The organism is Butyrivibrio sp. XPD2006 (genome assembly GCF_000420865.1).
Classification (GTDB): domain Bacteria; phylum Bacillota; class Clostridia; order Lachnospirales; family Lachnospiraceae; genus Butyrivibrio.
The window spans coordinates 193,936-207,218 of sequence record NZ_ATVT01000007.1; the positions used below are offsets into that span (position 1 = coordinate 193,936).

Annotated in this window: 10 protein-coding genes; 3 read left to right on the top strand and 7 right to left on the bottom strand. The window is 42.5% G+C overall.

Translation table 11 applies throughout. The features are described 5' to 3' along the window. Positions 1 to 13 precede the first annotated feature (13 nt). Positions 14 to 2,083 (bottom strand): methyl-accepting chemotaxis protein, encoded by a 2,070-nt coding sequence (locus tag G590_RS0110110; RefSeq protein WP_022765547.1) that lies wholly within the window; start codon positions 2,081 to 2,083, stop codon positions 14 to 16. A 253-nt stretch (positions 2,084 to 2,336) separates the two neighbouring features. Here G590_RS0110110 and G590_RS0110115 point away from each other — a divergent pair, with 253 nt between their 5' ends. Both G590_RS0110115 and G590_RS21345 read left to right on the top strand, forming a co-directional pair. Then, positions 2,337 to 3,803 (top strand): methyl-accepting chemotaxis protein, encoded by a 1,467-nt coding sequence (locus G590_RS0110115; RefSeq protein WP_022765548.1) that lies wholly within the window; start codon positions 2,337 to 2,339, stop codon positions 3,801 to 3,803. Positions 3,804 to 3,943: 140 nt separating this feature from the next. Continuing rightward, a complete protein-coding gene (locus G590_RS21345) occupies positions 3,944 to 4,117 on the top strand; it encodes a hypothetical protein (RefSeq protein WP_022765549.1) in 174 nt (57 codons plus the stop codon). Between the two features lie 98 nt (positions 4,118 to 4,215). Here the strand turns inward: G590_RS21345 and G590_RS0110125 are convergent, their stop codons facing one another. Beyond that, entirely contained in the window at positions 4,216 to 4,467 is a 252-nt protein-coding gene (locus G590_RS0110125) for a hypothetical protein (RefSeq protein ID WP_022765550.1), read from the bottom strand. A gap of 157 nt (positions 4,468 to 4,624) precedes the next feature. On the opposite strand from G590_RS0110125, the gene G590_RS0110130 reads away from it, so the two are divergent. Continuing rightward, complete coding sequence (locus G590_RS0110130; protein ID WP_022765551.1) at positions 4,625 to 5,386, top strand: hypothetical protein; 762 nt, start codon at positions 4,625 to 4,627, stop codon at positions 5,384 to 5,386. Between the two features lie 57 nt (positions 5,387 to 5,443). On the opposite strand, the gene G590_RS0110135 is transcribed toward G590_RS0110130, so the two are convergent. The 5 genes from G590_RS0110135 to G590_RS0110155 all read right to left on the bottom strand — a co-directional run bounded on the left by G590_RS0110135 (position 5,444) and on the right by G590_RS0110155 (position 13,169). Next, positions 5,444 to 8,218 carry an FAD-dependent oxidoreductase gene (locus tag G590_RS0110135; RefSeq protein WP_051142140.1) on the bottom strand — a complete coding sequence of 925 codons (2,775 nt, stop codon included), beginning with the start codon at positions 8,216 to 8,218 and terminating at the stop codon, positions 5,444 to 5,446. 173 nt (positions 8,219 to 8,391) lie between these two features. Further along, positions 8,392 to 9,363, bottom strand: a complete 972-nt coding sequence (locus G590_RS19120; protein WP_022765553.1) for an ABC transporter ATP-binding protein — start codon at positions 9,361 to 9,363, stop codon at positions 8,392 to 8,394. Further along, positions 9,363 to 10,499 carry an ABC transporter ATP-binding protein gene (locus tag G590_RS0110145; RefSeq protein ID WP_022765554.1) on the bottom strand — a complete coding sequence of 379 codons (1,137 nt, stop codon included), beginning with the start codon at positions 10,497 to 10,499 and terminating at the stop codon, positions 9,363 to 9,365. Before G590_RS0110145 ends, G590_RS19120 begins: the two co-directional genes overlap by 1 nt. 5 nt (positions 10,500 to 10,504) lie before the next feature. Then, the gene (locus tag G590_RS21080) at positions 10,505 to 12,166 is read right to left on the bottom strand and encodes an ABC transporter permease (protein WP_022765555.1); all 1,662 of its coding nucleotides are present in this window, start codon (positions 12,164 to 12,166) and stop codon (positions 10,505 to 10,507) included. Positions 12,167 to 12,182: 16 nt separating this feature from the next. Then, a complete protein-coding gene (locus G590_RS0110155) occupies positions 12,183 to 13,169 on the bottom strand; it encodes an ABC transporter permease (protein WP_022765556.1) in 987 nt (328 codons plus the stop codon). Positions 13,170 to 13,283 lie beyond the last annotated feature (114 nt).

Genomic DNA, 13,283 nt, shown 5'->3' on the forward strand with positions numbered 1-13,283 from the left:
GTCTACGCGTGGCTTACTTCAACTTGAATTTACCTACTATTTCCTTCAGCGTTCCGGCGATCTCTTCCTGCTTACCGGACATATCATTTACATTAGAAACAACATCTGCAGCAGCCATTACGGAGTCGTTTACTCTGCTGGACAGATCTGCTGTATCCTGTGTAGACTCAGCGATATTCTGGATAGCTTTTGATACTTCTTCCATAGCTGCTCTGATGTTCTCAACCATCTGAGCGATGTTCTCTGAAGATCCACCGAAGGAATCGGCATCATCACCGTACTGTTTAGCTACATTTACGAAGTTATCATAATCAGGTGTAACTGTCTCTTTAATGAACTCAAGCAGTTCGCCTGAAGAATTTGACAGAGTTCCGAAAGCTTCCTGAACACCGTCGATTGTTTCTCTGATCTGTTCTACAGCCTCAGAAGTAGAACTTGCGAGCTTGTTGATCTCGGAAGCAACTACTGCAAATCCCTTACCTGCATCTCCCGCTCTTGCAGCCTCAATACTTGCATTGAGTGAAAGAAGATTGATCTGGTCAGCGATCTCAGCGATCGTATCTGCAAGAGTTCCAATCTGGTCAACAACCTTAGCCTTTTCATTGGCATCGGCAAGATCTGCCTCTCTCTGTTCTGCAATACTGATGGCGTTATCATAAGCCTGCTTGGACTGTTTCTCGATATCTCTTGCTCTCGCCTTGATATCTGCAGCCTCAGCACTTGTCTTTTCAGTCTCACCTGCCAGCTGATGAACGGATGCGTTAACCTCCTCGACAGATGCATTAACCTCCTCAGTTGCAGCACCGGATGACATCATGGCATCATTAACACCTGAGATATTACCCTGGATACTTGTAAACTGATCCTGAAGTTCACTGGCCATAGTAGCAAGACCTGATGATGTCTCGGATACCTGCTCGGATCCGTCTGAAATCTTACTGATAACATCACGGTTGCTCTCAAACATGTTGTTGAGTGAATCAGACATCTGTCCCAGTTCGTCTCCGCTCTTACTCTTGATCTTGTTAACGGTAAAGTCACCGCTTGCAAGAGATCCTGCAAAAGTCTTAACACTATTGATACTCTTGGAAATGCTCTGTACAAATGCCCATATAATAACTGCACCTACCAAAAGAGCTATGATACAGATGATTGTCAGTTTTAGTCCTGCAGCCTGAACCGGTTCTTCCAGTTCTTCTATATTCATTCGAATAATAAGTTTCCAGTTAACATCGGGGATAGTAACAAATGTAAGAAGTATATTCTTGCCGTTCTCCATAAAGGCGCCCATCTGAGGAGAAGTAGAATCTCTTGTCATGATCTCCTGTCCCATAGCTGCAAGGGCAGGGTTATCATCATTGGTGATAAGTACACCATTTTCAACCTTGGCGGGATCGCTGCAATACAGATAGGTGCCTTTTGAATCAATCAATAGAGCTGATCCTGTTTTACCAACCTTAATACCGGATATCATTTCATCGATATCAGCCAGTGACATATCAACTGTAACGCAGCCCACATATGTACCATTGTCATAGATAGGTGCTGAACAGCTGGCCATAACTGTACCCGATGTCGGATCATAGTATGGATCTGTGATCATTGCCTGACCTTCTGAAAGAGATTTAGCATTCAGATAATATTCCTGATTAAAGTAATCGTACTCAGCATTACTGTAATCATATGTCTCAACTATTGTGCCGCCGTCTTTATACCAATATGGACCAACGTACATTTCCTTCTCATCAAACACATAGGGTTCAAACCAGATTCCTGAACCGAGCACTGTATCATTATTAGAAATGATCTTATTTATGGTACCCTTATAGTTATCCATTGTCACAAACTTATATGACGTTGATATCATCTGGGCAATATCAACACAGGAAGTCTTGATGATCTTCAGCTTACCGTCAACAATGTTCGCGTTAGCTATAACAGTCTCGTTCATTGTATCAGTATTCATCGACTGCATGGTATCAGCGATCTGATCTGCTGCAACTTTTGTAAGAATTGCCATGGCTATAGCCATGACTGGCAGGATACAAAGAAGCATTTTTGCACGGAGGCTCAATTTTTTCATCTGTTTACCCCTTTTCTTTCATTAGAATTATTAGTGTTCAGAATTGTCAAAATTATTGGACACCATAATAATTGTACTATATTACGCACATATCATGTTCTAAAAAAAGTATAAAAGAAGTAAATATAAAATAAATGGTAACTCAAATAAGGCTCTTTTTATCAATTTTTAATAAACGTTTTTGCGTATCCATATCCATATTTATGTTAAAATTAATATGGCGCTGAGTCAGCAAATTTAAGGAGAATAAAGTATGAACGCAGAACAATTCAAAAGAGCCAATAATAATAGTTTTTACGTATGTCTTGTAATTATTGTAGCTGGATTACTGATGACTGTATTCAAAGCATTTAACGAGGGAATGTCAGTCGGAAAAATTGCCATAATCTGTAATGCCGTTCTGGGTGGTATTATGATCTCAATCGGTAACTTTAAGTTCCCAACGGTAAAACTCGGATCAATTCTGATAATGGGTGGTTCAACCATCTTCTACTTTGTACTGCTTATAGCAGAGGATAATATAATTTACTTTGCATTCGGACTTCCAATCCTTATCTGCTCTATTATTTATCTGAATGTAAGGCTCTGTAAATTCGGTATAGGCGCCATTACTATTTCCTTTACGATCACATGTATAAAAGCTTATGTTCAAACCGGAACGCTTGATATGATCCATGTACCTGCATTTATAACCCTTGCTCTTGCTTTTATTTCATGTCTGTGCACGGTTACGCTTCTTACAATGTTTAATACGGAAAACAATGCAGTTATAACCAAGAATGCAGATGAGAGCCTTAAAACCGGAAATGCCATGGCGGATATTGCCAACACAATTACTGATCTTTTTAACGACACCCAGGAAGATATGGTAGCTCTTCAGGAGATCATGGATGCCCAGCACTCCGGAATGCAGGATATAGCCAGCAGCATGGAAAGCACCGCTCAGGCTATTACCAATCAGGCAGAGAAAGTTCAGCAGATTCAGGAAGAAACCGAAGCAACCGAGCAACACAGAAAAGAAATGACCAAAGCTTCTGAAAATGCTCAGAGAACTGTACAGGAAGGTGTACAGGTTATCAACGAGCTGAAAGAAAAATCACAAAATGTTGCCCAGACCAGCCAGGTTACTGTTGAAACAACCCAGGCTGTTATCAATAAGGTTGAAGAAGTTCAAAAGATTGTCGGATCGATCATGTCTATTTCAAAACAGACTAATCTTCTTGCCCTGAATGCAAGTATTGAGGCTGCCAGAGCCGGTGATGCAGGCAAAGGTTTTGCAGTTGTTGCCAATGATGTAAGATCACTTGCTGCTGAGACAAATACCGCTTCTACCGAGATCACAAACATCATCAACGAACTTACGGAAGATGTTCAAAAAGCTATGGCCAGCATAGACGACACTGTTGCTTCAGTATCCGAGCAAAATGAAATGATTGAGACCGTAGGTGAGAACTTTGACAGTATTAACGACAATGTAACCGAGATGCTCTCCCGCTTTGAAGAAATCGGTGAAGGTATGAAATCCATTGCTTCATCTACAACCGAGATCAATGACAGCATTTCTAATCTTTCAGCCACCAGCCAGGAAGTTGCGTCTCTTTCAAATCAGGGTGCAGAGTCCTCAGATAGGGCAGTTGAGAAATTTAATGCTTTCAAATCCATACTGGGACAGATTTTCCAGCAGGCAAACAAGCTCAAAGACATGCAGACAGGGGGTTGACGAAATCTCAATTCATAAATTTTTCTAAAATTTCGTACAAAAGCCTTAACTTAGCATATGAATATACGATATAATACTCAGTAGCAGGAAATATCTGCTACTGAGTATTTTTACAATTTAAGAAAGGAGGAGAATTGTGTATGACAGCTACATGTGATGCAAAAATGGAAGTAATTGACTGCATTCTTCATGATTGCGAAAATGAGTATTATCCTGATCCTGAAAGAGTAGCTCATATTACCGGTTTACCATTGGGGGTAGTTTTTGATTTACTTATCGAACTTAAAAACCAAGGTCGTCTCGGCAAGCGCTGATAATCAGATAGGAGAATCTTATGGAAATCACGCAGCAATATTAAAGGTCCTGTGCTTATAAAGCTCAGGACCTTTTATTTTGCAATTATTCAGCCTTTTTAGAGCATTTCTACAGGCTCATGTGTAAAGTCTGCTTTGCCGTCTTCATAAAGCTTTCTGACAAATTCTATCGCTCTTGAACCCGATTCCTCAATCGGAACATTCTGACTGTAAATATATTTGATATGATCACCGCCTACAAGCGCAAAGTCGATCTCTGTACCGGAAATCTGGCCATCTCCGAAGTCAAGAGGCTTAACTTCCACATTTTCAACTTCCTTAACAATTCCTTCGCCGAAAAGTACTCTCATTTATAACCCTCCTTGTAGATAAAGTTGACATATACTTTATATTATCACCATTTTAATGTAATTGCGATAGTCTTTGGTTATTTGTGTCTAATGTGGTATACTTACTCCTGTATTTATTACATTAAAAGTAACAATTTTCGCTATCACAAGGAGTATTATGTTTACACTGAAAAAACCTGCCATGCTCGGCATGGCTTTTATATTATCAATGTCTTGTCTTACAGGTTGTTCTTCACAAGATAAGAGTGCAGCCAAGGAAGCTGCTGTAAACTTTATGGAAGCTGTTAAAACAGGCGATACAAACGGCATCAATACCTACTCTTCTTCCGAGGTTTCAACAGGTTCTTTTGTATCTCTTTTCGACAAGGATTATCTCAAAGAGGACCTCACTTCAAAACTCGGCAATCCTGAGCTTGATGAAGAGACCACATCCAAGCTCGATGAACTCGGCAGCATGTATTCAACTCTCATGGAGGAATATCAGATTACAGAAGTTGCTCTTAATAATGACGGATCAGCAACTGCTTATGTCACAATGAAGACCAGCTTCCCCTTCGATGTCATAACAAGCCAGGAGACGCAGGACAAGTTTTCCGCTGCTTCTGAGGAGTATAACAACACCAGTCAGGCCGAGCTTTTAAAGATCACAGAAGAACAGGGTCAGGATGCAGCTCTTGCCAAGGCATACAACGATCTGATCCTCATTGCTGTTGATGTATATGAAGAGGCAATAGAGTCATCAGACCCGGTATCCTACCTTATTGCTCTTAACCTTGATAAGAACGATGAAACCGGAACCTGGTATGTATCATCTATCCAAAGCTATGACAGCTCTATCGCAGGAACAGGTGCTCCGGCAACAGACACAGATACATCAGCAACAGAGAGCTCTACAGCTGATTCATCAACAAATAATTGAATACATAATAAATAAGAGCCGGTTCTATATGAACCGGCTCTTTTATTTTGTTTTTTATTATTTGCCGCCTGTAAGCTTGTTGATAATGATCTTACCTGCTCTCTTTGCAGCATATGGTCCAACAGCCTTGAGCTTGTCTTCAGACCTGTACATTGTACTTGCTGCCGGCATATCACGTGTAAGATGGATTGCGTCGAATTCACACTTGGTTGTGCAAAGTCCGCATCCGATACAGCGATTCTCATCAACGGTTGTAGCACCGCATCCGAGACACCTTGCAGCCTCAGTCTTAACCTGCTCCTCTGTAAGAGTAAGTCTGAGGTCGTCAAAGGTATCCTTGGCGATTCCTGCCTTCTTGCCCGGGATCTGTCTCTGTGCGTTGTCAAAGCTCTCAACCTTGATATCGTCTTTATCAAGCTCGATGAACTCTCTTCTGTCACGGGCAAGATCGAGACGGTTTCCTTTATGAACGAAACGATTGATTGATACGTATCCTTCTCTTCCGCCTGCAATAGCATCAATGGCAAACTTAGCGCCGGTGAACACATCACCGCCCACAAAGATATCAGGCTCTGCTGTCTGTCTTGTAAGAGCATCTGCCTTGGCTGTGCCGTTTCTGTTAAGCTCAACCTTGGTTCCCTTAAGAAGGTCTCCCCACTGAACCGACTGTCCGATTGAGAGAAGAAGGTTCTCACATGGAATTGTTATTGTATCATTCTCATCATACTGAGGATTGAATCTGTGCTCAGAATCAAATACAGCAGTACATCTCTTGAATACAACAGCTGTTACATGACCGTTCTCAGAAAGAACTTCCTTGGGTCCCCAGCCGTTCTTAACCTCGATGCCCTCTTCCTTTGCTTCTTCAACCTCATCCTTGGCAGCCGGCATCTCTTTTTCACTCTCAAGGCAGAGCATTGTAACCTTGCTTGCACCTGCTCTTACAGCTGTTCTTGCTACATCGATAGCAACGTTACCACCACCGATTACAACAGTCTCGCCATTCAACTTAATAGAATGATCCTGGTTGATTGCTCTAAGGAAATCAACACCTGTCTGAACGCCCTTTGAATCCTCTCCGGGAACGCCTGCCATTCTTCCGCCCTGCATACCGATAGCGATAAAGAATGCTTTGTATCCTTCATCACGAAGCTGCTCGATTGTGATGTCTTTTCCTACTTCTACGCCGCACTTAAACTCAGCGCCCATTTCCTTAATTACATCGATTTCTGCCTCGATGATATCTTTTTCAAGACGATAGCTTGGAATGCCGTTCATTAGCATTCCGCCGGCTCTTTTCTCTTTTTCAAATACGGTTACAGGATAGCCGTTGAGCCTCAGGTAATAAGCAGCTGAAAGACCTGCAGGGCCTCCACCGATTACTGCTACCTTGTACTCATCGCCCCACATTCCGCCGTCATGCTTCTCGCAAAGAGGCACATATCTCTTATCTGCCTTAAGGTCAAGTGAAGCAATAAACTTCTTGATCTCATCGATAGCCAGAGGCTGGTCGATGGTTCCTCTTGTACATGCGTCCTCGCAACGTCTGTTGCAGACAGCACCACATACCATAGGGAATGGGTTGTCCTGTTTGATGAGCTTAAGAGCATCTTCATATCTGCCCTCAGCAGCCATCTTGATATATCCCTGAACTGACAGGTGAACAGGACAAGCTGTCTTACAAGGAGCTGTACCTGTGTCATAGCAGTTGATCTTGGCATCATCACGATAGTTGTAGTTCCACTTATGAGGTCCCCACTTCTTGTTGTCGGGAAGCTCACTCTTAGGATATGTAACCTCTGTGCCGTTCTTCTTGCAGAGCTTCTGACCAAGCTTGGCAGCACCTACAGGACATACCTCTACACACTTGCCGCAGGCAACACACTTCTCCTTCTCAACATGAGCTCTGTAAGCGGATGCTGACATATTGGGTGTATTGAAGAGCTGTGATGTACGAAGAGCGTTACATACGCCGGGAGCACAGTTACAGATAGCAACAATCTTGCCCTCGCCGTCGATATTTGTAATCTGGTGAACATAGCCATGACGCTCTGCTCTCTCAAGGATCTCGTAAACCTCTTCCTTGGTGATATAATGTCCGATTCCACGGTCATCCATGTACTCAGCCATATCACCCATTCCGATACAGTAGTCACCGCGGATCTCACCACTGCCTTCACCGCGCATAGCCTGCTGCTTACGGCATGAGCACTCGGAAATACCGTACTTGTCATACATGTCGATCCAACGTGAAAGATGCTCGACAGGAACTGACTGATTCTCCAATGAAATAGCCTTTTCAACAGGGATAACGTGCATTCCGATTCCGGCGCCTCCGGGTGGAACAGACTCTGTGATTCCCTGAAGCGGAAGCTGTGTCATAAGGTTAAAGAATGTAGCCATCTCAGGATGCTCATCAGTAATCTTATCCTGCATCATCATGAACTCAGCTGAGCCCGGAACGAAAATAGGAAGCTCATACTGAAGGTGCTTATCAGGTGTCTTAGCCCTGTTCTGTTCAATGATACCAATAAATCTGAGGTCGTGAACCATCTTGGTGCACTCTTCCTCTGTCATATTGTTCATCTTAGCAAGTTCAGGAATTGAATAAGGTACACGTGTCTTCTTGAAATTGAGACAGAACCTTACCTGCTCCTTGTTAAGAACTCGGTCAAGCATCCAGTACTCAGGATCTCTGTTGTTGATCTTTTTAGTGATCTTTTTGACCATACGATCAGTGATGAGAGTTGCCAGCTCAAGAACCATTTTTTCCTTTTCAGGATCTTCTGCCACATAGTTCTCGTCCTGCCAAAAGTCATTCTCATTGATCATAGGATCGCCGATTTTCCATTCAGCCATAGTTTTTGCCATAAGTAATCCCCTTTTTTTCTTAAAATAAAGATTAATTTTTTATACTTATATACTAACATATAAGCACGTTTTTTTCCGCAAAAAAAGGCGATTTTCATCGCCTTTTAAGCAATACTTATTAGTTTCCGAAACACTCAGTTTTCATCGTAAAGATGGCAGCAAACAACGTGTCCGTTTCCCATATCCTTAGGAGTAGGTGCAACCTCTTTGCACTTAGCCATGCACTGAGAACATCTTGTATGGAACTTACATCCCTTAGGTGGGTTTGCAGGTGAAGGAATATCTCCCTGAAGCAGGATTCTGTCCTTCTTGATCTCAGGATCCGGCATAGGAATTGCTGAGAACAATGCCTTTGTATACGGATGAAGAGGATTTGCAAAGATATCCTCTGTGTTACCGGTCTCAACAAGATTTCCAAGATACATTACGCCGATAGTATCTGAAATATGTTCAACTACAGAAAGGTCATGAGAAATGAACAGATATGTAAGTCCTCTGTCCTCCTGAAGCTGTTTTAAAAGGTTGATGATCTGCGCCTGAATTGAAACGTCCAGAGCTGATACAGGCTCATCACATACTACAAACTCAGGCTTAAGAGCAAGTGCTCTTGCGATACAGATACGCTGTCTCTGTCCGCCTGAAAACTCATGAGGATATCTGTCCTTGTGGTACTCCTGAAGACCGCACTCCTTCATGATATTTGAGATGTACTGATCATATTCTGAAGCAGGTACAAGGCCATGCTCCTTGACAGCCTCACCGATGATCTCTCCGATAGGAAGTCTTGGTGAAAGAGATGAATATGGATCCTGGAAGATGATCTGCATCTTGGTCCTGAGCTCTCTGAGCTGTTTCTTGTCAAGCTTATTGATGTCCTGTCCATTGAAGATTATATCTCCTTCAGTCTTCTCAATAAGTCTTAAAATAGTACGTCCTGTTGTAGACTTACCACATCCGGACTCACCAACAAGTCCCATGGTTGTTCCCTTCTTGATAGAAAAAGAAACATCATCTACAGCCTTTACTGAACCTGTAACACCGCCAAAGAAGCCGCCCTTAATCGGGAAGTATTTCTTGAGGTGTTTAACTTCTAATATGTTCTCCATTAGTTAAGACCTCCTTCCTCACATCTGTAGCATGCAACTTCATGTGTAGGTGATACCTTATAGGTCTTGGGATATGCGCCGCTGCACTTTGCTGTGCACATCTCGCATCTATCTTTGAAATAACAGTAATTAGGCATATCAATAGGGTTAGGAACATTACCCGGTATGCTGTAAAGCTTGTCCACATGCTTACCAACCACAGGCTTTGAATTCATAAGGCCAATGGTATACGGATGTCTTGGATCCTTGAATATCTCTGTTGCCGTACCTTTTTCTACTACTCTTCCGGCATACATAACAACAACATAATCAGCCATCTCAGCTACAACACCAAGGTCATGGGTAATAAGCATGATTGAACTTCCGACCTTATCCTTAAGACCTCTTAAAAGGTCAAGGATCTGTGCCTGGATTGTAACATCAAGAGCTGTAGTAGGCTCATCGGCAATGATAAGCTTAGGATCGCAGGCAAGAGCCATAGCGATCATAACACGCTGTCTCATACCACCAGAAAGCTCATGAGGATACATTCTGTAAACGCCCTCTTTGTTGGCAATACCAACAAGCTGAAGCATCTCAAGTGTTCTTGCCTTAACATCTTCTGCAGTCATTGCAGGGTTGTGGAGCTTTATTACTTCATCAACCTGATCTCCGATCCTGAATACAGGATTAAGGCTGGTCATAGGCTCCTGGAAGATCATACCCATGGAATTACCACGGAGCTTCTGCATGTATGATGCAGGTGCATTCACTACGTTAATAGCCTTATCTCCGGTATTAAATCTGATCTCACCCTCTACAGTCTGACCTGACGGACGCTGAACCAGCTGCATAAGTGAAAGAGAAGTTACACTCTTTCCGCATCCTGACTCACCAACTATACCTACTGTCTTGCCGTTAGGTACTTCGAATGAAACACCGTCAACGGCTTTTACAGTTCCGATATCTGTAAAGAAATATGTGTGTACGTTATCAAACTCAACACAGTTATCCGGATTCTTCATCTGAGTTACATACTCGCTCTCCGGAATATTTTTTCTGTTTCTCTTTTTCTCAATTGCTGCAGTGATCTTACGGTTCTCTCTTGAAATCCTTCTCGACTCCCTGGCAGAAATATAATTATCCTTTTTAGCCATTTTTATCACCTCTTCATCTTTGGATCAAACGCATCACGAAGTCCGTCACCTATAAAGTTAAAGGCGAGAACTGTAAGCAGGATGAATACGCCGGCAGGAAGCCATACAAATACATAATTGCTCATAACGTAAGAATCATTAACCGCATTGATGATGGATCCCCATGAAGCAGCCGGATACTTGATACCGAGTCCTAAGAATGAAAGTGTAGCCTCTGCAAGGATTACATCACCGAGTCCCATGCTGGCGAATACGATAAGCTGTGGAACTACGTTTGGAATAAGGTGCTTAAAGATACGTCTGTAGGTACTGATACCTGTTGCCTCAGCTGCTACCATGAACTCCTGCTCACGAAGTGAAAGAATCTGTCCTCTGACGATACGTGCGATTCCAACCCATCCGATAACAGCCATGATAACACAGAGCATGTAAATACGTGTTGTAGCGCTTGCCTGATAGTAGTCCATGATTGAACCAAGGATCAGGTAAAGAGGCATTGTAGGAATACAGTAAACCACATCAACTATACGCATCAGCAGGTTATCTACCCAGCCTCCGAAGAAGCCTGCGATACCACCGATGATCATTCCGATGAATACCTCGATGAAAATTACAACAAATCCGATGAGAAGTGAAATACGTCCGCCATACATAAGTCTTGCAAGAAGGTCCATACCGTTTGCATCTGTACCAACCCAGTGCTTGGCTGAAGGTCTTGCATATGTATCGATAACTCGTGTCTCCTGGAATCTTCTGAAAGTGTACTGACCGTTTTTATTCTCGATCCTGTACTCGATCTCAGTTCCGTCTTCATCAGCAAATGTGAAAGATGTCTGTCCTGCTTCAATAGCATTCATAGCAGCTTCCTTGTATGCAGGGCTGATGAATACGCCGGCATTGGCTGCATTGAAGTTTACGTCTGAAACCAGCGCCACTTCTGAAGTGCCATCCATGATAACATCTCCGTCAACGGAATATGTCTTGCCGTCTGCATCAAAAGATTTCTCTCCGTCAGCGATAGCAGAAAGTGCGCCGCAGTAAAATTCATAAGAGAATTTTGCGTCCTTGGCATAAGGTGTAAAGGACTTCATGGCAGCTACGCCCATCTCAGTTGCTTCGTAAACTGCAGGGAACGGATCTCCGTTGTCCTGGAATATATATGTCTTGCCATCTTTGTCTACAAAGAAGTTCTCACCTGCTGCAACAGCTTCATCATAAGCCGCATTCTTTTTAAGAAGCATATTTACTTCTTCAAGTGAGAATATACGGTAAACGCCCTCTCCTACATCTCCAAGTCCCAGGAGTGAACCGTCTCTGGTTTCAAATACATACTTCTTGGTAGAAGCAGCAATTAGTGTCTTGGAATAAATATCTGACGGAAGCTTAACTCCGTCTTCCTGATAGATCTGATACTGATCTATGGCAGTTGCTCCGGCATAATCCTTAAGGATCTGCTCTGTTGTATAGAATACCTGACTCTGTGAATAAGGATTTAAAAGACCTCCCACAAATGAGAACAGGAACATAAATACTATAATAACGATACCTACAATAGCGAGTTTGTTTCTGATGAATCTCTTAAAGACCATCATTCCCGGAGAAAGAACTCTGACTCTGTTTGCATCATCAAGGCTCATATCTTTTTTCTCTATATTTTCGTTAGCCATTTTTCTTCCTCCTTTCTTAATTTACTCGTACTCTTGGATCTACAAGAGCATATGTAATATCTGCGATGAGGTTGCCCAGAAGAATAAGGACAGCCATAAATACCATGTAGAACATAACAAAAGGAATATCACCCTGTGTTACGCACTGATAGAATGTATATCCGATTCCGGGGATCTGGTACAGTGTCTCAGTGATCATAGCACCACCAAAGAGTCCCGGAAGAGATCCTCCAAGAAGTGTAACAATAGGAATAAGCGTATTTCTGAAGGCATGGTGATTGATAACCCTGTTCTCAGAAAGACCTTTAGCTCTTGCGGTTCTGATGTAATCAGAATTGAGAACCTCAAGCATATTGGCACGTGTATAACGCATGAGTGATCCAATACTTACAACAACCAGTGTAAGTGTAGGAAGAACCATGTGCTTAACCATATCTAAAACTTTTCCGGCATCAGACATGGTTTCATGCATACGGCTTACGATACCGTACAGATCAACCCATCCGAGTCTGATGGAAAAGACATATTTCAAAATTGTCGCAAAGAAAAAGCTCGGCAGTGAAATACCGATAAGCGCAATAACAGTTATTGCGTAATCTGCAAGTGAATACTGCTTCCTTGCCGCAACGATACCGGCAGGAATGGCAATGATGATTTCAATAATAAATGCTGCAAGTCCAAGTCCGAATGAATACCAGATAACACCAGAAAACTTCTGAAGAACCGGCTGATTGAAATACCAGGAATCTCCAAAATCCAGTCTTATTGCTTTGGAAAGCCATCTGAAATATCCCTGAACTATGCCGGTATCCAGACCATACTGAGCGTTGAGCTGATCAACCCACTCCTGATATGACTTTGATCCGGGTCTCTGGGCAAGAGTCATTGCCTGAGTCTCCACGTAAGATGTAGGCATCAGACGCATTATTGTATAAATGATCATAGATACAAAGAATAGAAGAACAACAGATATAAGCAGTCTTCTAATTATAAACTTCTTCATTGTAGTGGTGCTCCTTATCTAGTCAAAAAACAAATGAATTCTTTTGGCGCAGAAATCGCAGTGCACAGATTGTGCACTGCGACTTGCCACCAATCATAGCATTAAATTCGGTTT